Origin of the sequence: Pedobacter sp. Leaf176 (assembly GCF_001424305.1) — a bacterium.
GTDB lineage: Bacteria > Bacteroidota > Bacteroidia > Sphingobacteriales > Sphingobacteriaceae > Pedobacter.
The window spans coordinates 295,226-321,366 of record NZ_LMPD01000004.1 but is presented as its reverse complement, the minus strand read 5'-3'; the positions used below and the strand labels follow the sequence as shown (position 1 = coordinate 321,366).

The window sequence follows — 26,141 nt, the reverse complement described above, 5'->3', positions numbered from 1 at the left end:
TAAATTAATTTTTAAATTTTGCTTTACTAAATTGCTATTAGTTACCGCTTCAGGGGCTAAGGAGTTACTTTACCAAAGGCAATAGCTGGTCTGCAACAAGTTTATTCCCCGTTTCATTTAAGTGAACTCTATCTACGGTTAAGATTCCCTTTTCTTTGTCTTCAGGATTATTTTTTGCTTCATAATCGGCAAATATTTTCCTTAAATCGCAAACGGGTAAATTGTTTTTAGCAGCTAACTGCCTTATACCTTCGGCATATTTATTCAAATCAGCGTCGAGTTCGTTTGTACCATCTTTCTTCTCGCCGACTACCGAAGGTGTAACTAGAACCACCTTACTGCCTACACCCTGAATTTTGTTAATCAGTGCCTGATAAAACTTTAAATATTTATCATAATCTGTTCCGGTATGAGACGATTGCTTATGCCAAACATCGTTTATTCCAACATAAATCACCACTAAATCAGGTTTCTTATTCAGCACATCATCTTCCAGGCGTAAATACAAATCATACACTTTATTCCCGCCGATTCCAGCACCCATTACCGTGTATTTGGTTGAGTCTAGCGCCTTCTTTATCAACGTAACATAGCCCTTTGCGGATACACCCTGTTGTGTGATCGAATCGCCAAAAAAGATGATTCGCTTTGGTTTAAATGTCATTGATGTTAAAAATAATATACAAACTGAAAAGAATAAGGTGATTTTTAATGTGGTTCTCATAGCATTTATTTTATATCGGTTTTCTTAAAATCTAAATCCTGAAAGTCAAAGCTGAAATCGGTCAGCGGTGAAATTGCTTCCATTTTAAATCCATTTGCAATTGCATTGTTGTCTAATGTGAAGTTTACAAAAGCATCGGCATCCAAGCTCCTATCATACCATTTTACGATGAAAGTATTCCCCTTATAGAACGTCATGTCGCCACGCAACTTCGGCGCATTTATAGCTTGGAAATGCATTTTTCCATTTACCTCACGAATAGTAACTTGTCCAAACCAGGCATCGTTAAAGGTACCTGTATAATTTTTAGGGTCAGGGTTTGCCGTGTTGGCATTTTGTTGTGCTTTGATATCAGACCAAACTTTTGTTACCATTTCATTAGCCTGTTTCTCGTTTTTTAACCTGTTATCGTTGTAGGTTTTAATTCTATCCTGGCCTTTAATTCCTAGGTAGCCATCTTTAATTGAATTGGTAATGGCATTAAAAGCTGCACCAGATTGCTGATTCGTCAGCACAATTATTCCTAACTTCAAATCAGGCAAAATGGTAACCTGTGTTACAATACCCGATAAACCACCCGTATGCGTAGCTTGAAAATTGCCATTAACATTACTTAAAAACCAACCCAAACCGTAGCTGCTAAAACTTGCAGGATTGCCACCGGCAATAATAGTTTGTGGTGTCCATAATTCTTTATGAACGGCAGGACTGAATAATTTATTACTTGAGTTTTCACCATATTTCCCGCCATTAATCATTGCAGTTACCCATTTACTCATATCCGTAACACTTGAGTAAATTCCGCCGGCAGCATTGGCTACCTCGCCAAAGCTTAAACCAACAGGCAACAACTTTCCTTCATAGGGTGCATGGCCGTCAATTACATTCGATTTGTCTTTTAAGCGATACCATGAAGCAGCAGTTTTAGTCATCCCCAGTGGTTTGAAAAATCTGTTTTCTATAAAGTCTTCGTATGAAATTCCTGAAACACGGGCAACAACATCTCCCGCTACGATATACATCAGGTTATCATAATCGTATTTTGAACGGAAAGACGAAACCGGTTTTAAATATCGAAGGTTATGAATAAGTTGCTTTTTATCAACTGTTGATGAATCGGGCCAAATCATTAAATCTCCTGCTCCCAAACCCAAACCACTTCGATGCGTTAATAAATCGCGAATCGTAAATTCAGAAGTAACGTAGGCATCATACATTTTAAATTCCGGGATGACATCGGTAACCTTAGCATCCCAGGAAATTTTCTTTTCATCAACCAGCATACCCAAAGCGGCGGCTGTGAAAGCTTTGGTATTCGAAGCCACACCAAAAAGTGTGTTTTCATCCACTCTTTTATTAGCTTTCATGGAGCGAATGCCATAACCTTTTAGGTGAATTATTTTACCATCTTTAATAACTGAAACCGCAATTCCCGGAACGTTGAAAGTGCTTAAAGTTTTTTCTACAACACTATCTATCTGCTTCGAAGTTAAAACCTGTGCCTGTGAAAATGTGGCAGAAAAAGAAATTAAAAGAAAGAATATTTTAAATTTTGATGAAAAGTAGGACTGCATTTTTATCGGTTATTTTGAAGGTTAAAGATAACAAATCTTTTTATCCGATAGGTGCCGCTACTTACCCTTTTCCTGCTTATAATCTTTATGTAGAATTAAGAAACTAGCCCGTTCTTCTTTTTTAAACGGATAATCCCAGTTACCCTGGTAGGTGATTTTAGTTGGCAATTTATCCTCGCCAAAATAGCCCATTTCGATATTCATCTGCACATCAAAATCAAAAAGCATATTACTGTATTTCATGTCAACGTAACGTCCTAAAATATTGAAGTTTCGCTTATCGAAAATGGTTACCAAATCTTTTATCATCAGGCCATCTTTAGTCCAGCTGCTCAAATCAGGTTTTACTGAAACCTTAAACCGGTAAACCGGAATAGAATCAAGGTAAGTGCCGCTGGTAAAAGCATAATCATAATACTGGCGCATGTTCGCTGAGAAAATCTCCGTTTTACTGCCAATAAAAGGAACCTTGACCGGTCTGCCTGGATTAAAAATTAAAGTTTTTAATTTATTTTTATAACTTTCATTTGTACCGCCTTTTCCATCGCCTGCAGGTGCATTTGGCACAAAATCGGTATTGTAAGCGTTCATGAATATATAATCGAACATTTCTACCGTGTATAACTGGTACTTGCCGTTCTTTTTATACATATTGCCCTCATCTTCTTTAACAAGGTACTCCATTTTATAAGGCCCGCTATTGTTGTGTTTTATCTTGCGATAAATCCGACCATCAACTTCATTTTTCTTATCATAACTGTAAATTCGATTTTCTGCAATAAAACTATAACGTTTCATATCACGAAAAGCCTGGTAAAAACTCGTATCGTTCATTACCGCTCTTATAAAAGTTTCTACGTTTAATTTTTCAGCCTTAATATTTACTGTAGAATCTAAAGTTATTGTTTTAACTGTATCTGGATTGAAACGGTCGATAACCTGACTGTATCCTTCAAAGAAAAATAATGATAACGTTAGCAAAAGAAGTATGTTTTTCATGCGATACATTGTATTCAAAAATGATGCCCTTTTAAGATGGAAGAGAAAGGTAACTTGGGTATATCAATGAGCTCATATTGATACATTAGGACTTCTACCATTTACCCATGTCATAAGAGATTATACCTCCCTTAATTCCCCAGCTGTTTAACCGCGATGTAAGCCATTAATCCTGTCGACAACTTAAGTGCATCTTCATCGATGTCAAATCTAGGCGTGTGCACGGAATAACTGGTATCTTTAATGGCATTTCCAGTGCCCAGGCGATAAAAACAAGCATCAGTTACTTGCGAATAAAAAGAGAAATCTTCCGCCGCCATCCAGATGTCTAAATCGACCACATTTTCCTCACCTAAAAAGTCTTCAGCGAAGCTCCTAGCGTTGGCGGTTAGTTTCTCTTCATTAATTAAAAAAGGATAACCTCTGTGAATATCAAAATCACAACTTCCGCCCATGCTTTCAGCCATGCCTTCAGCCATTTTCTTCATGCGCCTGTGCGCCTCATTTCTCCAGTCTTCATCCAGAGTCCTGAAGGTACCTTCGATTTTTACCTCATTCGGAATGATGTTGGTTGCGCCGTTTGCAATTACTTTACCAAAAGACAAAACAGACGGTAGACGCGGATCTGCATTACGGCTAACAATTTGCTGAAGGGCAATAATGATATGTGAAGCTATTAGAACAGGGTCTATATTTTGGTGAGGTTGTGCGCCATGGCCACCTTTACCAGTTACGGTAACATACAATTCATCAGTTGATGCCATATAAATTCCGGAACGAAAACCTACTTTACCCGCATCAATCAACGGCATTACATGTTGACCAACAATAGCCTGAGGTTTTGGATTTTCGAGCACGCCTTCTTTTATCATAATGCTTGCCCCACCTGGTAATAATTCTTCAGCAGGTTGAAAGATTAGCTTTATAGTACCACCAAATTCATCTTTCAATTGATTTAAGATGTATGCAGTACCTAAAAGTGAAGAGGTATGGACATCATGGCCGCAGGCATGCATTACACCGTGATTTTTTGAAACATAAGGTTTGTCGTTTGCTTCATGAATTGGCAGCGCATCCATATCGGCTCTTAAAGCAATTACATTTTCAGAAGGCAAATTACCTTTAATTAAGCCAACCACACCGGTATTCGCGCAATCGGTAAATTCAATGCCCCACTTTGTAAGTTTATCCTTAATGTAAAGGGAAGTTTCAAATTCTTTAAAAGACAGTTCGGGATTTGCGTGGATATGACGACGGTAACCGACCACATCATTGAATATATTATCGGCTAAGTCTTTAATTTTATTTTTGATCATCAGTTGTGGTATCTAAAGTTGGTGCATTAATTTTTTCCCTGAAAATAAAAAGTGTAGGGAAAGTGGCTCTGAGTTCGCTCATTAATCGTTGAGCTTCGAGCCTTGTACGAAAATCGCCAACACGTAAATAGTAGTTGGGCTCTTTATAAATAACGTAGGTGTTTATTTTAGGATAGCTGTTTTTAAACCGCGCTTGCTGATTAAATAATTCCCGGCGGTCGGATCCATAAAAAACCTGAACCCGATAACCATAACCTGACACAACAGGTTTATTCGGTTTTAAAGTAATATCCCCCCCTGTTCTGTAAACTTCTATTCTTTTTGCGATTAAGCTGTCAATTAACGGGTCTTTTACAACTGTTACCTCGCCTTTTTGACCAAAAGAGGTTTTGAATAAGATTAAGAAAAAGGCAATAGTATAAATTATTTTCATGGTAGTAAAATCCGGCGAGGCTAGAAACAAGAATACCGAACTTCCTGCAAAATTCGGCATTCTTTATGGGTTGTGCAAATGGTTTAATTTAAACCCTTAGCTTTTCAGGATCCTGATTGGATGGCCAAAGCGTATGGATTATACCGAAGAATCGTTAACTTCATAAAATATAATATAATCCATAACAATCAAGCCGCGTACCGCCTTACTCAGGATTTCTGATTAACAGCTTAATTTCCTATTAAAATGTTGTAAAGTTTAGCAGCATATTTTTTATTACCATTTCTTTCCGTATAGAATTCAAGAACGGCAAGCAGTTTAATTCTTACTTTGTGCGACCAGATTATTTTTTTAGCCATTCTTGCATTTCATTCACAAGTGTGGATTGCTCTACAAACAAGCCTTCCTTAATTTGCTCTTGGGATGAAATGATTTCTTTTTCTTGTTCGGGGGGGATAAGTCTAAAGTTCCTGATTTGGTTCTATCAACAGTAGTGACGCCAATTTGCTTAAGTATTGCCTTTACAGCTGAACTTTTCTCTTCTGGAATTTTAATCGTCAATGTTTCCATAAATCAAAAGCACTAAATTAACTCAGATTTTTTTCACATAAAAAAGCCGGATTTCTTTCGAAATCCGGCTTGGTCATATTGAAAAACTATTTCTTTTGTTCCAGTTTAATTTCATAAACTTTAGGATCATATTTCATCATCGCACCTGTAGCGGCATCAATCGGGAAACCAAGTATGCCAATTACATTCAATACGGTTACCGGATTAAATGTTGTTGCAGGTTGAAACGTTTTGGTTTCGTAACCATTTAATTTAAGGCTAACCGTTTGCCCGGTAAATCCTTTTTTTAAGGTTACATCCATTGGCGTTACACCAACTTTAATACCATCTACTTCGATGTCAGCGGCAGGAGGATCTGTTTTAATGTTAACCGTTTGTTTTGTACCTGTAAAAACGGTAGCGCAGCTGGAAAGCATCAGTGTTGCCGAAATGGCAAAAATGTTAAAAATCTTTTTCATTTGTGTGTTTTTTGTGTGTCCTTAAATATAAACCTAATTCTGATAATTAAAAATTTAGTTATACAAAAAAAGCCTTAACGATTGTCAAGGCTTGGGTAATCTATTTGTTTAAAATAATTCTACAAATTCGCTCCGTGGCAGTTTTTGTATTTCTTACCACTTCCACATGGGCAAGGTTCATTACGACCAATTGCTGCTTCTTTGCGGATTGGTTGCTGAGGAACGGCTTCACGGGTATCTCCAAATTCAATTCCTGGCTCTTCATGACCAAACTCCTGTTTGGTTGTTTGCAACTTAGGTTGTTTTTTTGGTGCCGGTGCTTCTTTAACATCTTCAGGCTCCTGCTGAACCGGAATACCACCTTTATACAAGAAACTCACAACTTCTTTATTAACTGCAGTAAGCATGTTTTTAAATAAGTTGAAGGCTTCCATTTTGTAAATTACCAACGGATCTTTTTGCTCATAAACTGCATTTTGAACAGATTGTTTTAAATCATCCATTTCACGTAAATGCTCTTTCCAACTGTCATCAATTAAGGCAAGAACAATCGTTTTTTCAAACGAACGAACAACTTCTTTTCCTTTATTATCGATGGCCTTTTTCAAATCTACAGCAACCTGAATGCCACGGATACCATCCGTGAACGGAACAACGATTTGTTCGATATGCTGGCCGCGCTCTTCGTACACCTGCGTTAAAACAGGTAAAGATTGTTGAATTATGGCTTCTGATTTACGTGCGTAAAATGCCTCGGCTTCTTCAAATAACTTTTCAGTTAATTGCGCTACGTTAGTTGATGAGAATTCCTTTTCGGTAATCGTGGTATCTAACGAGAAGTTTTTAATTACTTCTAATTTAAATCCATCGTAGTTTGCTTCCTGTTTGTATTCGTTAACAATATCTTCTGCAACATCGAAAACCATGTTGTTCATATCAACGTCCAAACGTTCGCCGAATAGAGCATTTTTACGTTTTGCGTAAATTACCGTACGCTGTGAGTTCATCACATCATCATACTCCAATAAACGCTTACGGATACCAAAGTTGTTTTCTTCTACTTTTTTCTGAGCACGTTCAATGGATTTGGTAATCATAGAGTGCTGGATAACTTCGCCATCTTCAATTCCCATACGAACCATAATGCTGGAGATTCTTTCAGAACCGAACAAACGCATTAAGTTATCTTCCAGTGAAACGAAGAACTGAGATGATCCAGGATCACCCTGACGACCTGCACGACCACGCAACTGTCTGTCGACACGACGGGATTCATGACGCTCTGTACCTACAATCGCTAAACCGCCCGCATCTTTAACGCCTGCACCTAACTTAATATCCGTACCACGACCAGCCATGTTTGTTGCAATCGTAACCTGACCAGCCTGACCAGCTTCGGCGACAATATCAGCCTCTTTCTGGTGCATTTTGGCGTTTAATACATTGTGTTTAATTCCACGAAGTTTTAGCATACGGCTCAATAATTCTGAAATCTCAACAGATGTTGTACCCACCAAAACCGGACGACCAGCTTCGGTTAATTTTACAATTTCATCTGCAACGGCATTGTATTTTTCTCGAACGGTACGATAAACGTAATCCTGGTGATCCTGACGTGAAATATTTCTATTCGTTGGAATTTCAACCACATCTAATTTATAAATAGACCAGAACTCGCCTGCTTCTGTTGTTGCAGTACCCGTCATACCACAAAGTTTGTGGTACATACGAAAATAATTCTGCAGGGTTACAGTTGCATACGTTTGAGTTGCATCCTCAACTTTTACATTTTCTTTAGCTTCAATTGCCTGGTGTAAACCATCTGAGTAACGGCGGCCATCCATAATACGACCAGTTTGCTCATCAACAATTTTAATTTTGCCCTCATCGATGATGTATTCTACATCAATTTCAAACAAAGTATAAGCTTTTAATAACTGATTTACAGAGTGAATACGTTCTGCTTTCACAGAGTAATCACGCATTAAAGCATCTTTTGTAACTACTTTTTCGTCTAAAGGCAAATCCGATTTTTCCAATTCGGCAACTTCAGTACCCACATCAGGTAAAATAAAGAAGTTAGGGTCTTCACCAGATTGCGTAATCAATTCGATACCTTTTTCCGTTAACTCTACCTGGTTATTTTTCTCATCGATGTAGAAATACAATTCAGAATCTACTTTAGGCATATTCTTAGACTGATCGGCCATGTAGTAGTTTTCTGTTTTTAACAACAAACCACGGATACCACTTTCACTCAAGAATTTAATTAAAGCCTTATTTTTTGGCAAACCGCGGTAAGCACGTAATAAGGCTAAACCACCTTCGCCCTCTTCAGTTCCTGTATTACCAGCGTTAATCAATTTTTTCGCCTCGTTTAATGCCTGAGAAACGTAAGCTTTCTGAGCATTTACCAAACGTTCGATACGTGGTTTTAATTCATAAAATTCATGCTCATCACCACGTGGTATCGGGCCGGAAATAATTAAAGGTGTACGGGCATCATCAATCAAAACTGAATCGACCTCATCAACCATTGCAAAGTGTAATTTACGCTGAACCAGTTGGTCAGGCGTTTGTGACATATTGTCGCGCAAGTAATCAAACCCGAATTCGTTGTTCGTTCCGTAAGTAATGTCTGCAGCATAAGCTTTTCTCCGCTCCTCGGAGTTTGGCTCATGCTTGTCGATACAATCAACACTAATTCCATGGAACTCAAATAAAGGACCATTCCACTCACTATCACGACGAGCCAGGTAATCATTCACGGTTACAATGTGAACACCCTGACCGGCAAGTGCATTCAAATAAGCAGGCAGCGTACTTACTAAAGTTTTACCTTCACCCGTAGCCATCTCTGCAATTTTACCGCTGTGTAAAACAATACCTCCGATTAACTGAACATCGTAATGAACCATGTTCCAGACAACTTCGGTGCCTGCAGCATCCCAACGGTTTGCCCATTGTGCTTTATCATCAACAATTTTAACATTGCTTTTTCGCGCAGCGTAATCTCTGTCAAACTGTGTGGCGGTAACTTCTAAATAATCGTTTTCGCTTAAACGGCGGGATGTCTCTTTTACAACTGCAAATGCCTCGGGAAGAATTTCCAAAAGCACTTTTTCTAATTCAGTGTCGCGTTCCTTACCTAAAGCATCTACCTGATCATAAATTGCTGTTTTCTGATGAAGATCCAAATCTTCGCCATCAGCATCCGCTTTTAAAACTGAAATTTTACCATCGATATCCGCTAAAAAAGATGATATTCTGTCTTTAAATTCTACCGTTTTTGCACGCAATTCATCATTGCTTATTGAAGATAACTTTGCGTATTCTTCATTTATTTTAACAACCAGTGGCTGGATGCTCTTAATATCTCTTTCCGATTTACTTCCGAAAATCTTCGCTAAAAATCCTAACATTATATTTTAATCGTATTTATTATAAAAAATTGTTGTGTGGCAACAACCAATCCAATGGCTTGTTTAAGTCACTTTGGCAGTTGTTGGTATAAATGGGGTGTAGAATTATTGGGAAAGGAAGCTAGGGACTATTGTTCTTCGGTTTTTTCCTTATGGTTAAATCGGTAATTACCTGATTTGAGTTAACGTATTTCTCTATTTTTAATGATGTTTTTGTTCCGATTAAAGCCAGACTTGTATAAGATAATAAATATGGGTTGCGGTCTTCATTAAGCTGTACGGTACTTTTGCCCGAATCGTTAACACTTATCTTATGCTCATTACAATAATCACTCAATATTCTAAGCCCTTCAACACGTTCGGCTTTTGCCAAATGCGTTAAGCTAAAAAATACAAGAGATATGGTAACAAGGTGTTTCATTAACAGCGGCAAAGCTAGTTTTAATCTTTTATATAAAAAAATTACATCCTCTCAAAAAGCATACCCTAATTTTTTGTTCTGTTTTACCCTTGTTTTTTAAACAAACAAACTGCTCTGTTCACAACTATTGCATTTATCTTTGAAATCGTAATTGTACATATTCACCTAATTAAATTGCATATAATGAAATCGCCCGGTAAAATATATCTAGCAGATCAGAGTGGTTTTATGGAATCTTCTATTTTTCAACGATATAGCACATTTAACTACGAAAAATACTATAATGAGGATGCAGAACCTTTTGGCGATCTGTTTCTTCTAAATGATGACACAATCGCTGGCGGAAAATTAACTTTTTTCCTATCAAAAGCAGATTCGCTTCAGATATTTATACCCATAACAGGTGGAGTAGATATGGTATCTAACGGAAAGGAATATGCTATAAAAACAGGCCAGGTTCAAGTCCTGAATATGGGCAAAGGTGAGGTTTTAGAAATCAGCAATCCACATCCGAACGATACCATAAATTATATCCAGATTGGAATTAGAACGGATTTGTTTTTATTGAGGCACAGCGAAATGCTATTTAATTTCGACATTGAAAAGGATAAAAACAAACTCATTGAAATCGTTTCGAACCCAAAATTGCCCTTTAAATTAAGTGCTGGTGTTTTTTCCGAAAGACAAAAGGCTTTTTATAAAATGAAATCGCCAGAAAGTAGTTTTTATGCTTTTATAATTGATGGTGCATTTGAAATTGAAGGTAGATTATTGAAACGGCGTGATGGACTGGCGCTTTTTGACACGGAAAAAGTACAACTAGTGGCCATGGATAATAATTCCTGGGTATTTGTCCTGGAACTATTTAATCCATTTTAAAATTCCCGTTATATAGATTACGCACAGCGGAACCGTGATAACCGATTTTCACCATCTATAATAGCCTTGGTTCGTGTCCTCACGAACCGAAACAGTAATATTGGTTCTTGAGGACACAAACCAGGGCTTTGGAGATATTTTTGAAGGTTGAAACTCTGCTCAAAAGATTTCTCCGCTACGGTCGAAATGACGACTCATGGCAACACTACTTAAAAACTACTTCCGTTGCACCATAGCCAAATTTTTCTTTTCTGGCATCCATATAGGTTTTTATATGTGGATTTTTACTAATCAGCTTGTGGATTTTGTCTCTCAAAGTACCGTTACCTGATCCATGTATAAAAATCATTTTATCAAAATGATGTACGATTGCAGCATCTAAAGCATTCTGAAAGTGCGACAACTGAATCTGTAATATTTCATCAGCCTCTAAAAAGTGGTGGTCATCCCGAAGTTTTTCAATATGTAAATCAATTTCCTTTGCCGGTGCCGGAACCGTTTTCTTTTCTGCCGGAGATTTAAAAAAGCTTTCTTTTAACTTTTGTGGATCGATGGTTACCGATGGTAATTCGTCCAAACGGATTAGCCAACCCTTATTTTTAAGCTGAGGCAATTCCTTTTGATCGATAGAAAAATCCTTCGCCCGGAATTTTTTCTTTATAACCAAAGGTTCGACAGGCTTAACATCAGCTTTGCTGAATAACAAAATCTGAAAAGTAAACTCCGGCCAGATATCTAAATCAGCAAGGGATGCGGAATAAACCAGTTTCGATTGATAAGCCTCTAAAATGCCGTAAAAAGAACCAGCATATTTTTCCTTTCGTTCGCTAGTTAAAGTTGCCAAAAGCACATTCGCCGATTGATTTTGCAAATGAAAGTGAACCACATTTCCGGCTTTATCATCCGTAGCCATGGCTAAATAAATTCCATTTTCTACTTTACTAATGCCCGGTACATTAACCTGAATTGGTTTAGGTATATCTATTTCTTCCGCAACAACGCCGTGCCCATGAACAGAAGTCAGATTACTTATTGCCACAGGAATTTCAAAACCATCTTCATCGGTAACGCCCAAAGTTTCCGAATCGATAACTTTGGTTACATAGCCTTCACGTTTTTCATCAACAAAACGCACAAAATCACCCAGCTTAAATTTCATCTTAAAAATATTGAATTGATTCTCTGATGTTTCAAAGAATTCGTTTAAGCAAAGGTATCGATTTTTAGATTAGGCTACGATGAGCATATTCCGAACCTGTTGCAATTCTCCATTTTGAAGTCGTGCATAATAAACCCCGGGCGCGTATTGCTGGTTTTCGAAGTTGATGTTGTAGGTACCTTCGTCCTTTACGGCATCAACAACAGTTGCCATTAACCTGCCCATAGTATTGTAAACCTGGATTAAAACATGGCCTCCTTTCGAAGTATATTTTATCGTGGTTGAAGTTGTAAATGGGTTGGGATAATTTGAAATTAAACTTTCGCCGCTTAAATGATTGGCCTGGGCGAGACTTGTCGACATGCAATTTGTGCCGGGCTGAATTAATGGTAAAGATTGAAAATCTTTTAACATAACATTAGACAAGGTAGCCTTATCAACGCAAAACCATTTTTCGAGTAATGTAGCATAAACCGACCTGAAATCATATTGCATCGGTATATTATCGTTTACAGAAGTTGTTGCGGAAATGGTTGGATTTTTACCTAAAACGCCACCTTGAATGGCGTCTCCAAAAACAATAAGTGGCGCCGCAGCACCATGGTCGGTTCCATTACTGGCGTTTGATTTTATACGGCGGCCAAATTCAGAGAAAGTCATTCCGGCAACTCTTTTTGAAGCGCCCAAACCTTTTAAATCAGCCATAAATGCTTTAATGGCATCACTAACTTTCTGAAGCAGAACCGCGTGTGTGCCTGTTTCATTCGCACCGGTATTTACTTGTGAAGCATGAGTATCAAAAGAGCCAATATTTACCATATATAGCCTGGTTTTCAGGCCACCGCCAACTAACCTTGCAACAACTTTTAACTGGTCGGCCAGCGAATTATTACTGGGATAAGTACCTTGCTTGGTTACTTTTCCAGCTGCTGTCTTAATAACCGATGCATATTGCTGGGTTTGTTGTGCAACTTGCCTCACATAGGTTAATTCTTTACCAGCATTACTATTTGGAGCTGGCGACTGGATGCCATTTATCAGGTTATAAAAGTTTACAGGATCGGAAATTGCCATCCCCATATTTACCGACGGACCCTGAAAAGCCGGGGAAACAAACGACCCTATCTGAATGGCCAATGGATCGGGCATTACTGTATTCGGGTAACCTATCGGGAAGTTTGTGTACTCTTCGGCGAGGTATCTCCCGGCCCAGCCACTGTCGATTACCTGGCCTGATTCTGAAGCTGAAAGCCAGATGTCAGTCGCCCTGAAATGACTGAAATTTGGTTGGGGATAACCAACAGATTGAATAACCTGAACTTTCCCATCATCATACAAACCAGCCAGGCCAGACATGGCAGGATGAATACCCGTGTTATAACCCGAAAGTTTAATAATTTTATTTTTTGGGAGGATGATATTCGGCCGAGCAAGGGTTAAGTTATCATACTGATCCAAAGGAAGAATCATATTTAGTCCATCGTTACCGCCATTCAACTGAATAATAACTAAAACGTGATCAGTTTCCTGATTGGCAGCCGTTATTGCTGAAAGCAAACTTGACGCGCCAAAAGCCTTTAAAGGATATCCGCCCAGCATGGATGGAATTACCACACCGGCAGGCATTGCTTTAGTTAAAAATTCCCGCCTTTTCATGATAGTTGGTATTCTTCAAGGTTCATAATGTATTTGTAAAACTCCTGCAAACGGGTTTGCACAATAGTTGTTTTTGCAGTAGTCGGCGCAGATTTATAGTCGAGCCAGGCAGTCGTCCAGTAAGCATCATTTACCTGGTTACTGAGCAAAATACTTTTTAAAAATTTCCTTACATCCGCGCTAACATCAATTGTATATAAGTGGGCAATTGCTTCATCGACTACTACATTCGGATCTTCAGGCTTGCTGAATTTTGAGGTGTAAGCAATCGGGTCGATAACTATCTTTTTACCATTTCTTGTATAACCGGTGCTGATAAACCTATCGGTGAAAATATTGCGTTTAGGTAAGGTATCGGAGTTAATCCAGAGTTCGTAAAACTGAGGAACCTGGTAATAAGCCGGCCAACCGGAAACGTTTGGTGGGTCGGCTAGATTTTGCTGTAGGTTGGAGGCTGTATTTCTTAAATAATCGCTCATGTAATAAACATTTACATAATCGGCAGCATCAGGAAAAATGATTTCGAATTCCCTTGCCAAACCAACAACAAAATCAACTGGTGCTTTTATATTACACGAACGATTCTGAGGCAGAAAAAAATGATTGCTGGTAAAAAGAGCCTTTAAAACAGGTTTGATTTCATAATTGGCATTTCTGAAAATTTCTGCCAACGGCGTTATAATATTCGATTCGATATCAGCAGTAATATCGTAGTAAACGAAAAAGCGATATAATCTACGGCAAATGTATTTACTAACTTCTACCTGTGTAAAAATCATATCCAACAAATCATCAACCTCTTTTGCGCCGTCTGTACCCGTTCTGCCTTTAATTAATTTGCTTCCATAAAATGATGAAAACTGCTTATCGGTAACATCATGTCGGGAAGCATTAAACACTGATGTGATGTTAACCCCATCCAGAGTATAACCTGTAAGCAGGCGGGCTGCAGCTTTAACATCGGCTTCTGTATATTTAGAATCCGTACCTTTACCCAACGTAAAAAGTTCCTGTAATTCCCTGCTGTAATTTTCATCGGGCGCCGCCTTGGTACTGGCATATCCATTTAGGTAGCGAAGCATAGCAGGATCGATGGTCACTTGCTTGACTAATGTTTTAAAATTACCAAAAGCAAAACTGCGAAGTAAATTATTGTGCTTGTAAATGTATCTGGCATCATCAACGGTATCCGCTTCGATAGAAAAGTGATTTTGCCAAAAAAGGGTCATTTTTTCTCTTAAAGAAATGGGTTGATTAAGCATTTGCGTTACCCACCAGGCTTTGAAAGATGCAACCCGACGACTGTTTGCATTTCCATCCGTATAAATTGCGTTTACCCAGGTTTGCCCTGCCGGCACATTGGCATCGGTATAACCTGTGTCGTTATAATTGTTTACAGGCGGATTAGGGAGCGGAAGGTCTTTTAATAACAAATCGACAACCTGAGTTACAGACTGCCCCACAAGCGAATTAATATCACTTCTTTTGGCACCAAACAAAGTGCGTTTTAGTAAATGATTTAGTTCTTTTGTCCCGAAATTTCCTGAGTAAACCTCTATCGCCATAAATTCCCTTTAAAAATAAAACTAAGAATTAAATTGGCTGAATTTCAGTTATTTTACACGAAACATTAGGATTTTGTTACAAAACCCAATTTTACCACCGGATAAGCGCACTCGCCCAGGTAAAACCCGAACCGAAAGCTGCCAGGCAAACTAAATCGCCCTCCTTTATTTTTCCGGCTTCCCAGGCTTCACACAAAGCAATCGGCACCGAAGCTGCGGTAGTGTTACCGTATTTTTGAATGTTATTAAAAACCTGATCGTCTTTTAAACCAAGTAATTGCTGTACGTATTGGCTAATTCGAAGGTTGGCCTGATGTGGCACTAACATACTAATATCTTTCTCAGATAAATTGTTCGCGGCTAATGCTTCTTTAATTACCTCAGGAAATTTAACTACAGCTTTTTTGAAAACCGAGGGGCCATCCATATATGGTAATACAGCGCCACTTTCTAATATTTCAGGCGTCATAAATAACCCGCCTAATTCCTGATCTGGAAAGGCAGGCTTATCTTTCATCCATTTGTTGGCATGAGAGCCGGGATAATGCATCGCAAGGATTTCAGCATCAGCTCCGTCGCTATGTAAATGCGTACTTAAAATGCCTTTGCCCGGTTCATCTGTAGGTTGCAGCACAACTGCGCCGGCACCATCGCCAAAAATTACCGACACATTTCTGCTTCGGGTTTCAAAATCCATTGCAAATGAATGTTTTTCACTTCCAACAACCAACACATTTTTATACATGCCCGTTTTTACAAACTGATCGGCTACTGATAGGGCATAAACAAATCCCGAACATTGGTTACGAATGTCCAATGCACCGATTTCGCCCATACCCATTTCACGTTGCAGTAAAACACCGCAACCCGGAAAATAATAATCTGGACTTAAGGTTGCAAAAACGATAAAATCAACATCCTTTGCGGTGATTCCTGCCCGTTCCATAGCGATTTTCGAAGCCTCAATCCCCATTGTGGTTGTGGTTTCTTCATACCTGTCGGCAAAACGGCGTTCCTTAATTCCGGTACGTTCCTGAATCCATTCATCGCTGGTTTCCATAAAACGACTTAAATCATTGTTGGTGTATACATTTTTCGGCACATAATAGCCGATTCCCGCAATTCTGGACTGGTGCATGTTTGTATTTTATAATTTGGTTACACAAAGTTAATCATTTATTGTCTAAGCTATTATTAATCGTTGAACAACAAAATGTTGACACTTGATACTAAATACTTGAGACTAATGTTTATTTTTGCAACCATGTCTACAGAAACCAAAGAAGAGACCTTTACGCTCGAAGAAATTTTAACTTCTATAAAAACCGTACATCGCCTTATTTTGTGGAATGATGACATCAATACTTTCGACCATGTGATTTATTGCATGATGAAATACCTGGATTATAATGAATCTCAATCTGAGAAAATTGCGTGGAAAGTGCACAATGAAGGCAAATGCCCTGTTTTAGAGGGATCTTTTACTGAAATGGAAATCTATCGTAAAATTTTACAACAAGAAGGATTAACCGTTAGCGTAGATTAATCTATTTTATTTTTTACAGCAATAAAATAGTATCTTAATTATGGAAATAACATTGGAGATAAAACGCGATGATGCATTTTCGATTTTAGAAACATTGAGGAGCATAAAGGGCGTAAAAATTAAAATATCGATCAATTGAAAGAGAACTACCTTAAAGATCTTTCGAATGCTTACCATGAAACAGAATTAGCTGAGAAGAGAAAACTTAAACTGAAACGCTTTGAGGATTTAGCAGATGAAATATGATGTACTAACATCATCCCTCTTCGATAAAGAATTCAAAAAAATCTGTAAAAACACAAATCTGCAAAAAGTGATATTATTACTTTTGTAGAGAATCTTAAAGAAAATCCACTACAAGGTATTCCAATCGGAAAGGAATGCTATAAAATTAGAATCTCAATTTCTAGCAAAGGAAAGGGGAAATCATCCGGAGCAAGATTAATCACCAGGGTGAGAGTTGTAAAGGAAACAATATATCTCTTATCAATCTACAATAAATCTGAACGGGATTCTATTTCAGATAAAGAACTGGAACTGGTTTAAAATCTCTGGAAAGTTAATCCTCCAGGCCCTTTAATAAAACCGTCAACTCCGCCTGTGTGGTTCGTGTTTTATCTTTTGCATACCAACCGTGAAGTTTTTCTGCCAGAACTGGCATCTCGGTCGTTTCTTTCCGCCAATCTTTTAAAAGTTCCTGTAAAATCTGAGGCCTTGGTCCCCAACTTGCTAAAACTTTATCACCGGTTTCATTTAAAACCAAAAGAACAGGAATTGCTCTCCCTCCATTGGTTAAGTGGGCATCAATTAAGGGCAGATTTTTATCTCGAAGCAAAAACTTTAAATCGATTTTACCCAATGATGCCGTTGCGATTTTATTAAATACCGGAACAATTTGTGCAGCATCACCACACCAACCTTCAGTGATTACTAAAAACTTATAATTTTCTTTCAGTTGATGAATAGTTGACGTTAATTCATCGGTTAAGCTAACAGTCTTATCCACCCGGCTCATCCTTTGCACATTCATTTTAGTGTAGTGCAAATCATAACTTACATCGCCTGTTGCTTTTCCTTCTAAAAGAAGCTGATCCACCAGGGCACGATAGGTTTGATAATCCATCCCTTGTTCGCTGAAAATTTCGCTGTAGTTAACCATGACCTCTTAAATTATGGTGCAAAGGAAAGGAGAATATCAATCAGAATCATCATGGGTTTGCAAGAAATTACCTCGCGTATGAACAGTAGATCTTTAGATTAGACAGATTTTTCTTACGGAAAATGCCGGATTATTTAATCTGCGAATCTGTGGCTAAATATTAGAGCGCCATCAATTTGCTTAAATGTTGCGTTAATGCCACAAAATCAGCAACGGTTAATTGCTCTGCCCGCTTTTCAAAATAGCTATGTTCATCCATTTTATCTTTCGGCATAACAGCAGAAACTGCATTACGCAAGGTTTTTCTACGTTGATTGAAACCGGCTTTAACCACACGCCAGAATAATTTCTCATCGCAATCTAAAGTTTCCACTTCATTTCGTGTTAAACGAATAACAGCCGAATGAACCTTTGGCGGCGGATTAAAAGTACCCGGCTTAACGGTAAAAAGGTAGTCGATTTTATAATAGGCTTGTAGAAAAACACTTAAAATCCCATAGTCTTTGGTTCCTGCCGGTGATGCACAACGTTGTGCAACTTCCTTTTGAAACATGCCAACCATTTCAACAACCTTATAGCGGTTGTCTAAAATCTTGAATAAAATCTGCGATGAAATGTTGTAGGGAAAGTTACCAATAATTGCGAACTGGCCAGGAAAAATAGCATCGAAATCTAATTTAAGGAAATCACCATTAATTAAACGGTCGCCTAATTCTGGGTATTTTTCATTCAGGAAATGGAAAGATTCGGTATCTATATCGATTAGGTAGGTTTGTAGATCCTCGCGTTGCAGCAAAAAATCTGAAAGAATTCCCATCCCTGGGCCCACTTCTAAAACCTGGTTATACTTATCGGTATTAACCAAACTCTCTACGATACGTTTGGCAATCCCTTTATCGGTTAAAAAATGCTGACCTAAATGTTTCTTTGCTTTTACTAAACTCATACACCAAACCCCTAAAAGGGCTTTAAAAAAATTTAAATTATACAACAAAGATATGCTTATTATTCTTTGCGAATAACTTAGTGTTCTTTGGGGTTTCATTTTTTTTGATGTCTTTAACCGAAAATCAGTAATTTGCGCTAAAATTTTCCATTAATTATGAGCAATAAACTTAAAATTGGCATCAGTATTGGCGACGTGAACGGTATAGGTTTAGAGGTAATCATCAAAACATTATCCAATCCGGCCATTTTAAATTACTGTACCCCAATTGTTTATGGCCATACAAAAGTTTCCTCTTTTCATAGAAAGGCAAACAACCTTGGCGATTTCAGCTTTAATGTTATTAATCATGCCAATCAGGCACAGCTGAAAAAAGCAAATATGATTAACTGCTGGGAAGAGGATGTAAAAATCGAACTTGGTCAGATTACTGAAACCGGCGGAAAATATGCGCTGCTTTCTCTGGAAAGGGCAACCGCAGATTTAGTAGCGGGCGATATCGATGCTTTAGTTACCGCCCCGATTAACAAACACAACATTCAATCAGAAACATTTTCCTTTCCTGGTCATACCGAATATTTGCAGGAAAAAAGTGGTAGTAAAGATGTGCTGATGTTTTTAATCAGCGAAGATTTACGTGTTGGTGTGGTTACAGGCCACATTCCCGTAAAAGATGTTCCCTCTGCAATTACGAAAGAAAAAATCCTCAATAAAATAAAACTGATTAATGAAAGTTTAAAGAAAGATTTTTGGATTGGGAAACCAAAAATCGCTGTTTTAGGCTTAAATCCACATGCAAGCGATAATGGCTTATTGGGCGCTGAGGAAGCAGAAATAATTTCGCCTGCAATTCAGGAAGCTTATGAAAAAGGAATTATGTGTTTTGGCCCCTACCCTGCGGATGGCTTTTTTGGCAATGGCAGTTATAAAAAATTCGATGCTGTTTTGGCCATGTACCACGACCAGGGATTGATTCCTTTCAAAACCTTAGCTTTCCACAATGGTGTAAATTACACGGCTGGTTTAAATTTTGTTCGAACTTCTCCCGATCATGGAACGGGTTACGATATTGCCGGTAAAAATTTAGCAGATTCTACATCATTTACCGAGGCTTTATTTTCGGCCATCCACATTGTGAAAAACCGCACAGAGCAGGAAGAAATGTTAAGTAACCAGTTACGCAGCGGCGGAAAAGTTGTTGAAACACAATTCGATATTAAAGATGATGCTTCCTAAGAGCTGAAAGATAAAAGTCGAAAAGCAGATAATCGGTGGTATAACAAACCTGGCCCCTGACTTCGGACATCCAACCCCGGAATTAAAAGGAGTAGAAAGACTAAAGTGGAAAGACCAGGATGTATTAAGCTCAGATGTACTAAAGTGGCTTAGGTGGTCAACATTTTTTTTTGCCTGGCTAAGGCCTTGTGTTTCATCGGTTCGGAAAGTCCTGCTTTCCCTACAAGCCCAATGAAGAATTTTGGCTTTTCGTACAATCAGGTTTATTTTAGCTAAAATTGTGTTCCAAACTCAAAAATGACCAGCGCCAAAACAACGAGATACATATTGCCCATTATTGTAATTTCTCAGTTTCTCTGCACCTCACTTTGGTTCGCGGGCAACGCTGTATTGCCAGATATTACTAAACACTTCCCTGCCGAAACAAATCTTTTAGCTAATCTAACCAGCATGGTACAGCTTGGCTTTATTAGCGGAACGCTGGTTTTTGCTTTTTTTGCCATATCCGATATTTTTTCTCCTTCGAAAGTATTCTTTATCTGCGGTATTGCTGCGGCAATATTTAATTCAGGCATTTGCCTGGATGTAAACGAAGTTAATTTGCTGTTGCTTTTTCGTTTTCTTACCGGGTTTATGTTAGCGGGAATATATCCTGTAGGCATGAAAATAGCTTCCGATTATTTTAAAGATGGATTAGGGAAATCTTTAGGGTTTTTAGTTGGCGCTTTGGTTTTTGGCACAGCATTTCCGCATTTATTAAAAAATTTTACAGGCATCTTCGCTTGGGAATATGTTATTTACGCCACCTCGGCATTATCCGTTTCAGGTGCTTTTTCCATACTTATACTTGTACCAAACGGCCCATTCCGCTTAGCGGCACAGCAGTCCAATTTAGGCGCATCCTTAAGCAGCTTTAAAAATTTGAACTTTCGTTCGGCAGCATTTGGTTATTTTGGCCACATGTGGGAACTTTATACATTCTGGGCGTTTCTTCCGGGCATGTTGCTGCTTTATAACCGCACGCACACAGTATCAATAAATGTTTCGCTATTTTCTTTTTTAATAATTGCCTCGGGCGGCATTTCCTGCATGGTAGCTGGAATACTGTCGCAGAAATTTGGAGCGAAAAGACTTGCAACGATTGCACTTTCACTTTCGGGTTTATGCTGCCTGCTTTCACCGGTATTTCTGTTTAGCGGCTCAGTGTATTTGTTTCTTATATTCCTGTTTTGCTGGGGTCTATTTGGCACAGCCGATTCGCCATTATTTTCTTCGCTGGTGGCTAAACATGCACCGGAAAAATTAAGAGGGACATCCTTAACTTTGGTTAATTGTATTGGTTTTGCCATTACAATTATCAGTTATTCAAATCATAAATCTGTTAGCTAAAGAAATCAATTCACACTATCTTTATATGGTATTGGCTATCGGGCCGGCGTTAGGACTGACAGCACTAATAAAGATTAAAAAATAACCTTATGTCAAAACTTTCTCCACTTATACAACCTGAAGATTTAACCTGGTTAAATCTGGATGATGAAATCGTAATCATAGATGCCAGTGCAGGTTCAAAAGCAAGGTATGATGAACAACATCTGGCTGGTGCAATTTTCGCCGATGTAAACGAAGATTTAGCCAACATTGGTGATTTTGCCTCGGGCGGCCGACATCCATTACCAACTTCCGAACAATTTTCTGCCGTTTTACAAAAGCTGGGCATTACAAAGAACAGCCATGTAATTGTTTATGATGATAAAAATGGCGGAAATGCAGCTGCCAGACTTTGGTGGATGCTAAGGGCTATTGGCCACGAAAAAGTTCAGGTTATTGATGGTGGTTTTCAGGCAGCAGTAAAAGCCGGATTCCCAACAACAAATAAAGTTCAAATACCTAAATCGGTTGAAAAATATGATGTGCAAGACTGGAACTTACCCTTATCCGATATCAACGAGGTTGAAAAAGTAGCCAAAGCCAATAATTTTGTTGTTATTGATGTTCGCGATGCAAGCCGTTATGCAGGCTTAACCGAACCGATTGATTTAATTGCAGGCCATATTCCGGGTGCCGTAAACATTCCCTTTACCGAAAACCTTGATGCTAGTGGCCGGTTTTTAAGTCCGGAAGTTTTAAAGGAGCAATATACTTCTGTCCTGGCAGGTCTGCAGCCTGAAAATATAATTGTTCATTGCGGCTCAGGCATTACAGCTTGTCATACTCTATTGGCAATGGATTATGCAGGTTTACCGATTCCAAAACTCTATGTTGGCTCCTGGAGTGAATGGAGTAGAAATAACAAGGAAATGGTTTTAAAAAACTAAACCTGTGTGGTTTTAAAAAAACACCTTGGTTTTTTAAAATAGCCAACAATTTTTTAAAAAACATTTTTTATCTAATTATTTTATCCCTACATTTGCAGGCTAAAATTTTATAGTAATTGAACCCGCTAAAACAATTTTCAGTACCGTTTACCGGATTAAAATTGGGAAGCCATCAATTTGAATATGAGCTTGATGACACCTTTTTTAACGCTTTCAAGTATTCGTTAATCAAAAGCGGAAATTTAAAAGTAAATCTGGAACTTGAGAAGCAGGAGACCATGTTACTTTTAAAATTCAAAGTAATTGGCACTGTTAATTTAGATTGCGATAAATGCTTATCTGAATTTCCATTACCGATTAATTTGTACGAAAGACAAATCGTAAAATTTGCAGGTGATGATTTGGAAAGCGATGATGATGAAATTATCTCGCTTAGCAGAAAGGAAACTGCGATTGATATATCAGGCCCATTATACGAAATGATTAACGTAGCAGTGCCTTATATCAAAAACTGTGAGCAGGCCGGTAAGGAGTGTGATCAGGAAATGATTGATAGATTGGAACAACTTTCTATTGATAAACAAGCTGAAGAAAATGAACAGTCAAGCGACCCGCGTTGGGAAGCACTTAATAAGTTAAAAAAATAATTAGATTATACACCAATGGCACATCCAAAACGGAAAATCTCGAAACAGAGAAAAAATAAAAGAAGAACCCACTACAAAGCAGTGACACCTTCTTTAGCAACATGCTCAGCAACAGGTGCTATCCACGTACCTCACCGTGCTTACAACATTGATGGTAACCTATACTATAACGGTAAATTGGTTATCGAAAATACTCAAATCGGGTAATTTTCTTAAAAAATTGTTTGTGTTTTCAGCGGCTTTAGTCATACCTTAGTCAACTGAAATTTTCAGGATTAACCTGAAACGAATACAGACAAATTTTTTCTATGAAAATAGGCCTCGACATAATGGGCGGAGACTATGCTCCTAAAGCAATTGTTTTAGGAGCAATAGCAGCCCATCAATCGCTAAATGCCGGAGAGCATCTTGTTCTTATCGGCGATACCGAACAGATTAAACCAATCCTTGCAGAGGAAGGATTTAATCCGGATCATTTTGAATACGTTCATACTGATGAAGTAATTGGTATGGGCGAACACCCCACTAAAGCAATTGTTCAAAAACCTAAATCGAGCATAGCCGTTGGTTTTAATCTTTTAAAAGAAGGTAAAATCGATTCTTTTGCCAGCGCAGGTAATTCAGGCGCGATGCTGGTTGGTGCAGTTTTCAGTGTTAAAACCATTCCGGGCATTATCCGCCCCTGTTTATGTACAATCCTTCCAAAAATTAAAGGCGGCACCGGTTTACTACTGGATGTTGGCGCAAATGCAGATTGTAAACCGGATATCCTTTTACAATTTGGCGTTCTGGGTAGCCTGTATGCAGAAAATTTGCTGCAGATAAATGAACCTAAAGTCGCTTTAATGAATATCGGTGAAGAAGATGAGAAAGGAAATATGCTGAGCATGGCCACTTTTCCCTTAATGAAGGAAACAGATTTATTCAATTTCGTTGGCAACGTTGAAGGAAGGGATTTATTTAACGACAAGGCAGATGTTATTGTGTGCGATGGTTTTACAGGAAATGTGGTACTCAAACTGGCCGAATCGTTTTACGTGCTTACAGTGAAAAAAGGATTGAAAGATGAATTTTTCGATCGCTTTAATTATGAGCAATATGGTGGTAGCCCGGTATTAGGCGTTAATGCGCCTGTAGTTATCGGACATGGAATTTCGAGTCCGCTTGCTGTTAAGAACATGGTTTTACAATCCAGGGAGATGATTACAACCGGGTTGATAGAAAAAATTAGAATTGCATTTAAATAATTATCAAAAATATTAAAATGAGTAAAATTCACGCTGCTATCACAGCAGTAAATGGTTATGTTCCCGACTATGTGCTTACAAACGCAGAGTTAGAAACCATGGTTGATACTTCGGATGAATGGATTACCAGCAGAACGGGAATTAAAGAGCGCAGAATTTTAAAAGGAGAAGGTTTAGGTACCTCAGACATGGCAGTTCATGCTGTAAATGGTTTGCTTAAAAAAAGGGGTATTGATGCAAAGGAAATTGAATTGATTATTTTTTGCACCACTACCCCAGATTTTACCTTTCCTGCAACAGCTAACGTTTTAGCTGATAAAATCGGCGCTACAAATGCCTGGGGATATGATTTACAAGCCGCTTGTTCTGGCTTTATATTCGGCCTTGCTACAGGAGCTTCTTTTGTTGAATCTGGCAGGCATAAAAAAGTTTTAGTGGTTGGTGGAGATAAAATGTCGTCCATTATTAATTATGAAGATCGCACCACTTGTATCATTTTTGGTGATGGATGTGGCTGCGCTTTACTTGAACCTAATGAGGAAGGTTTTGGTGTTATTGATTCAATATTAAGAACAGATGGTGCGGGAAGAGATTTTTTGGGCATGAAAGCTGGCGGTTCGGTTAAACCTGCTACACATGAAACGATTGATGCCAGAGAACATTACGCACACCAGGAAGGTCCTACGGTATTCAAATTCGCTGTAACCAATATGGCAGATGTTGCTGCCGAAATTATGGAACGCAATGGCTTAACTGCTGAAGAGGTGGCGTGGCTGGTGCCTCACCAGGCAAATAAACGGATTATCGATGCTACAGCAAACCGTATGGGTGTAACAACTGATAAGGTTATGATTAATATCGAACGTTATGGAAATACAACAAACGGCACAATTCCTTTATGCCTGTGGGAGTGGGAAAATAAATTAAAAAAAGGCGATAATATTGTATTAGCCGCGTTTGGTGGTGGTTTTACATGGGGCTCTATATACCTTAAGTGGGCCTATAATAGTTAATTGGTTGTTGGTTTTTTAGTTTGTTAGTATTTACAACGCTAAATACCGGTCATTGTACACCAAATAACGAAATGCCCAAAGAATCAACCAGCTAAAAAAACAAAACAATAAAAGTATAACTTAGTTAATTCAATAATCACTATTTTTTACATAAAAGCTTAAAAAATGGATATCAAACAAATACAGGAACTAATTAAATTTGTTTCCCGTTCTGGTGTAAATGAAGTTGCTATCGAGCAAGAGAATTTTAAAATCACCATTAAAACAAACCAGGCGCCAACGGTTGTACATGCAACTGTACCACAAACGCCGCTTATACAGGCAGCTGCACCAGTTGCTGCGGCACCTACGGCTCCGGCAGCTTCAACTCCGGCTGTTCCAGCTGCAGAAGATACTTCAAAATACATTACGATTAAATCCCCAATGATCGGTACTTTCTACCGTTCATCTAGCCCAGACAAGCCAATGTTTGTTAATGTAGGTGATGAAATTGCGACGGGTAAAGTAATCTGTATCATAGAAGCAATGAAGCTTTTCAATGAAATTGAAAGTGAAGTTTCAGGCCGTATTGTTAAAATTCTGGTTGACAATGCATCTCCAGTTGAATACGATCAACCGCTGTTTTTAGTAGAACCTATTTAAAAATAACCTTAGCTTACGCCTCGGTCTGTGTCCTCACTAACCGGAATACCGTAAAATTACGATGAAATTCAGTTTGCATTTTAACGAACTGAAAAATATAAATGGTTCGTGGCGACACGAACCATGGCATTTAATTTAAAATTTGATTATTTCGGTTTACATTACGCTAAATGATCAGTGTAATCGTACCATCGATGTAATCATCAATTAA

25 protein-coding genes are annotated in these 26,141 nt (G+C 38.3%); 11 read left to right on the top strand and 14 right to left on the bottom strand.

Features of this window, described 5'->3' with window-relative positions; genetic code table 11:
- Positions 1 to 64 precede the first annotated feature (64 nt).
- From ASF92_RS13890 to ASF92_RS13850, 8 genes are all read right to left on the bottom strand, one after another.
- Positions 65 to 724 carry an SGNH/GDSL hydrolase family protein gene (locus tag ASF92_RS13890; protein WP_056094121.1) on the bottom strand — a complete coding sequence of 220 codons (660 nt, stop codon included), beginning with the start codon at positions 722 to 724 and terminating at the stop codon, positions 65 to 67.
- Between the two features lie 5 nt (positions 725 to 729).
- A complete protein-coding gene (locus tag ASF92_RS13885; RefSeq protein WP_056094118.1) occupies positions 730 to 2,298 on the bottom strand; it encodes a serine hydrolase in 1,569 nt (522 codons plus the stop codon).
- Between the two features lie 57 nt (positions 2,299 to 2,355).
- Positions 2,356 to 3,297: a hypothetical protein gene (locus ASF92_RS13880; protein ID WP_056094114.1), complete on the bottom strand. Its 942-nt coding sequence runs from the start codon at positions 3,295 to 3,297 to the stop codon at positions 2,356 to 2,358.
- Between the two features lie 131 nt (positions 3,298 to 3,428).
- Complete coding sequence (locus tag ASF92_RS13875) at positions 3,429 to 4,613, bottom strand: M20 family metallopeptidase (protein WP_056094111.1); 1,185 nt, start codon at positions 4,611 to 4,613, stop codon at positions 3,429 to 3,431.
- Positions 4,600 to 5,106, bottom strand: coding sequence for an SPOR domain-containing protein (locus tag ASF92_RS13870; RefSeq protein ID WP_231729818.1), 507 nt, complete (start codon positions 5,104 to 5,106; stop codon positions 4,600 to 4,602). The genes ASF92_RS13875 and ASF92_RS13870 overlap by 14 nt, the downstream gene beginning before the upstream one ends.
- A gap of 596 nt (positions 5,107 to 5,702) precedes the next feature.
- On the bottom strand, positions 5,703 to 6,074 hold the full coding sequence (locus ASF92_RS13860) for a PEGA domain-containing protein (protein WP_056094105.1): 372 nt from the start codon (positions 6,072 to 6,074) through the stop codon (positions 5,703 to 5,705).
- A gap of 119 nt (positions 6,075 to 6,193) precedes the next feature.
- Positions 6,194 to 9,496 (bottom strand): preprotein translocase subunit SecA, encoded by a 3,303-nt coding sequence (gene secA / locus ASF92_RS13855; RefSeq protein WP_056094102.1) that lies wholly within the window; start codon positions 9,494 to 9,496, stop codon positions 6,194 to 6,196.
- Positions 9,497 to 9,617: 121 nt separating this feature from the next.
- Positions 9,618 to 9,917: a hypothetical protein gene (locus ASF92_RS13850; protein WP_056094100.1), complete on the bottom strand. Its 300-nt coding sequence runs from the start codon at positions 9,915 to 9,917 to the stop codon at positions 9,618 to 9,620.
- Between the two features lie 183 nt (positions 9,918 to 10,100).
- Between ASF92_RS13850 and ASF92_RS13845 the strand changes: the two genes are divergently transcribed.
- On the top strand, positions 10,101 to 10,796 hold the full coding sequence (locus tag ASF92_RS13845; protein ID WP_056094096.1) for a hypothetical protein: 696 nt from the start codon (positions 10,101 to 10,103) through the stop codon (positions 10,794 to 10,796).
- A gap of 205 nt (positions 10,797 to 11,001) precedes the next feature.
- Here the strand turns inward: ASF92_RS13845 and ASF92_RS13840 are convergent, their stop codons facing one another.
- The 4 genes from ASF92_RS13840 to ASF92_RS13825 all read right to left on the bottom strand — a co-directional run bounded on the left by ASF92_RS13840 (position 11,002) and on the right by ASF92_RS13825 (position 16,314).
- Positions 11,002 to 11,955, bottom strand: coding sequence for a Smr/MutS family protein (locus ASF92_RS13840; protein ID WP_056094094.1), 954 nt, complete (start codon positions 11,953 to 11,955; stop codon positions 11,002 to 11,004).
- 69 nt (positions 11,956 to 12,024) lie between these two features.
- A complete protein-coding gene (locus tag ASF92_RS13835; protein ID WP_056094092.1) occupies positions 12,025 to 13,611 on the bottom strand; it encodes a DUF1501 domain-containing protein in 1,587 nt (528 codons plus the stop codon).
- Positions 13,608 to 15,176, bottom strand: coding sequence for a DUF1800 family protein (locus tag ASF92_RS13830; RefSeq protein WP_056094089.1), 1,569 nt, complete (start codon positions 15,174 to 15,176; stop codon positions 13,608 to 13,610). The genes ASF92_RS13835 and ASF92_RS13830 overlap by 4 nt, the downstream gene beginning before the upstream one ends.
- A gap of 91 nt (positions 15,177 to 15,267) precedes the next feature.
- Positions 15,268 to 16,314, bottom strand: a complete 1,047-nt coding sequence (locus ASF92_RS13825) for a 3-oxoacyl-ACP synthase III family protein (protein ID WP_056094086.1) — start codon at positions 16,312 to 16,314, stop codon at positions 15,268 to 15,270.
- A 126-nt stretch (positions 16,315 to 16,440) separates the two neighbouring features.
- Here ASF92_RS13825 and ASF92_RS13820 point away from each other — a divergent pair, with 126 nt between their 5' ends.
- On the top strand, positions 16,441 to 16,722 hold the full coding sequence (locus ASF92_RS13820; protein ID WP_056094492.1) for an ATP-dependent Clp protease adaptor ClpS: 282 nt from the start codon (positions 16,441 to 16,443) through the stop codon (positions 16,720 to 16,722).
- A gap of 318 nt (positions 16,723 to 17,040) precedes the next feature.
- A complete protein-coding gene (locus tag ASF92_RS21445; RefSeq protein WP_369817103.1) occupies positions 17,041 to 17,268 on the top strand; it encodes a hypothetical protein in 228 nt (75 codons plus the stop codon).
- A gap of 13 nt (positions 17,269 to 17,281) precedes the next feature.
- Here ASF92_RS21445 and ASF92_RS13815 read toward each other — a convergent pair whose 3' ends face one another.
- Positions 17,282 to 17,881, bottom strand: coding sequence for a thioredoxin family protein (locus tag ASF92_RS13815; RefSeq protein ID WP_056094082.1), 600 nt, complete (start codon positions 17,879 to 17,881; stop codon positions 17,282 to 17,284).
- 160 nt (positions 17,882 to 18,041) lie between these two features.
- Entirely contained in the window at positions 18,042 to 18,827 is a 786-nt protein-coding gene (gene rsmA, locus ASF92_RS13810; protein ID WP_056094078.1) for a 16S rRNA (adenine(1518)-N(6)/adenine(1519)-N(6))-dimethyltransferase RsmA, read from the bottom strand.
- A 156-nt stretch (positions 18,828 to 18,983) separates the two neighbouring features.
- Between rsmA and pdxA the strand changes: the two genes are divergently transcribed.
- The 8 genes from pdxA (at position 18,984) to accB (ending at position 25,930) form a co-directional block, all read left to right on the top strand.
- Positions 18,984 to 20,063 carry a 4-hydroxythreonine-4-phosphate dehydrogenase PdxA gene (gene pdxA, locus ASF92_RS13805; protein ID WP_056094075.1) on the top strand — a complete coding sequence of 360 codons (1,080 nt, stop codon included), beginning with the start codon at positions 18,984 to 18,986 and terminating at the stop codon, positions 20,061 to 20,063.
- Between the two features lie 297 nt (positions 20,064 to 20,360).
- Complete coding sequence (locus ASF92_RS13800; protein WP_197413298.1) at positions 20,361 to 21,452, top strand: nitrate/nitrite transporter; 1,092 nt, start codon at positions 20,361 to 20,363, stop codon at positions 21,450 to 21,452.
- 89 nt (positions 21,453 to 21,541) lie between these two features.
- Entirely contained in the window at positions 21,542 to 22,381 is an 840-nt protein-coding gene (locus ASF92_RS13795; protein ID WP_056094073.1) for a sulfurtransferase, read from the top strand.
- A 116-nt stretch (positions 22,382 to 22,497) separates the two neighbouring features.
- Positions 22,498 to 23,028, top strand: a complete 531-nt coding sequence (locus ASF92_RS13790; RefSeq protein WP_056094070.1) for a DUF177 domain-containing protein — start codon at positions 22,498 to 22,500, stop codon at positions 23,026 to 23,028.
- A gap of 15 nt (positions 23,029 to 23,043) precedes the next feature.
- A complete protein-coding gene (gene rpmF / locus ASF92_RS13785) occupies positions 23,044 to 23,235 on the top strand; it encodes a 50S ribosomal protein L32 (protein WP_056094067.1) in 192 nt (63 codons plus the stop codon).
- A 101-nt stretch (positions 23,236 to 23,336) separates the two neighbouring features.
- Positions 23,337 to 24,275, top strand: a complete 939-nt coding sequence (plsX, locus tag ASF92_RS13780) for a phosphate acyltransferase PlsX (protein ID WP_056094064.1) — start codon at positions 23,337 to 23,339, stop codon at positions 24,273 to 24,275.
- A 17-nt stretch (positions 24,276 to 24,292) separates the two neighbouring features.
- Positions 24,293 to 25,288, top strand: coding sequence for a beta-ketoacyl-ACP synthase III (locus tag ASF92_RS13775; protein WP_056094061.1), 996 nt, complete (start codon positions 24,293 to 24,295; stop codon positions 25,286 to 25,288).
- A 165-nt stretch (positions 25,289 to 25,453) separates the two neighbouring features.
- Positions 25,454 to 25,930, top strand: a complete 477-nt coding sequence (gene accB / locus ASF92_RS13770) for an acetyl-CoA carboxylase biotin carboxyl carrier protein (RefSeq protein WP_056094058.1) — start codon at positions 25,454 to 25,456, stop codon at positions 25,928 to 25,930.
- Positions 25,931 to 26,141: the final 211 nt, after the last annotated feature.

Bases quoted from the DNA above. Each gene is read 5' to 3' on its own strand.
- ASF92_RS13890 (WP_056094121.1), bottom strand. From the start codon at position 724: ATGAGAACCACATTAAAAATCACCTTATTCTTTTCAGTTTGTATATTA.
- ASF92_RS13885 (WP_056094118.1), bottom strand. From the start codon at position 2,298: ATGCAGTCCTACTTTTCATCAAAATTTAAAATATTCTTTCTTTTAATT.
- ASF92_RS13880 (WP_056094114.1), bottom strand. From the start codon at position 3,297: ATGAAAAACATACTTCTTTTGCTAACGTTATCATTATTTTTCTTTGAA.
- ASF92_RS13875 (WP_056094111.1), bottom strand. From the start codon at position 4,613: ATGATCAAAAATAAAATTAAAGACTTAGCCGATAATATATTCAATGAT.
- ASF92_RS13870 (WP_231729818.1), bottom strand. From the start codon at position 5,106: ATGCCGAATTTTGCAGGAAGTTCGGTATTCTTGTTTCTAGCCTCGCCG.
- ASF92_RS13860 (WP_056094105.1), bottom strand. From the start codon at position 6,074: ATGAAAAAGATTTTTAACATTTTTGCCATTTCGGCAACACTGATGCTT.
- secA (WP_056094102.1), bottom strand. From the start codon at position 9,496: ATGTTAGGATTTTTAGCGAAGATTTTCGGAAGTAAATCGGAAAGAGAT.
- ASF92_RS13850 (WP_056094100.1), bottom strand. From the start codon at position 9,917: ATGAAACACCTTGTTACCATATCTCTTGTATTTTTTAGCTTAACGCAT.
- ASF92_RS13845 (WP_056094096.1), top strand. From the start codon at position 10,101: ATGAAATCGCCCGGTAAAATATATCTAGCAGATCAGAGTGGTTTTATG.
- ASF92_RS13840 (WP_056094094.1), bottom strand. From the start codon at position 11,955: ATGAAATTTAAGCTGGGTGATTTTGTGCGTTTTGTTGATGAAAAACGT.
- ASF92_RS13835 (WP_056094092.1), bottom strand. From the start codon at position 13,611: ATGAAAAGGCGGGAATTTTTAACTAAAGCAATGCCTGCCGGTGTGGTA.
- ASF92_RS13830 (WP_056094089.1), bottom strand. From the start codon at position 15,176: ATGGCGATAGAGGTTTACTCAGGAAATTTCGGGACAAAAGAACTAAAT.
- ASF92_RS13825 (WP_056094086.1), bottom strand. From the start codon at position 16,314: ATGCACCAGTCCAGAATTGCGGGAATCGGCTATTATGTGCCGAAAAAT.
- ASF92_RS13820 (WP_056094492.1), top strand. From the start codon at position 16,441: ATGTCTACAGAAACCAAAGAAGAGACCTTTACGCTCGAAGAAATTTTA.
- ASF92_RS13815 (WP_056094082.1), bottom strand. From the start codon at position 17,881: ATGGTTAACTACAGCGAAATTTTCAGCGAACAAGGGATGGATTATCAA.
- rsmA (WP_056094078.1), bottom strand. From the start codon at position 18,827: ATGAGTTTAGTAAAAGCAAAGAAACATTTAGGTCAGCATTTTTTAACC.
- pdxA (WP_056094075.1), top strand. From the start codon at position 18,984: ATGAGCAATAAACTTAAAATTGGCATCAGTATTGGCGACGTGAACGGT.
- ASF92_RS13800 (WP_197413298.1), top strand. From the start codon at position 20,361: ATGACCAGCGCCAAAACAACGAGATACATATTGCCCATTATTGTAATT.
- ASF92_RS13795 (WP_056094073.1), top strand. From the start codon at position 21,542: ATGTCAAAACTTTCTCCACTTATACAACCTGAAGATTTAACCTGGTTA.
- rpmF (WP_056094067.1), top strand. From the start codon at position 23,044: ATGGCACATCCAAAACGGAAAATCTCGAAACAGAGAAAAAATAAAAGA.
- plsX (WP_056094064.1), top strand. From the start codon at position 23,337: ATGAAAATAGGCCTCGACATAATGGGCGGAGACTATGCTCCTAAAGCA.
- ASF92_RS13775 (WP_056094061.1), top strand. From the start codon at position 24,293: ATGAGTAAAATTCACGCTGCTATCACAGCAGTAAATGGTTATGTTCCC.
- accB (WP_056094058.1), top strand. From the start codon at position 25,454: ATGGATATCAAACAAATACAGGAACTAATTAAATTTGTTTCCCGTTCT.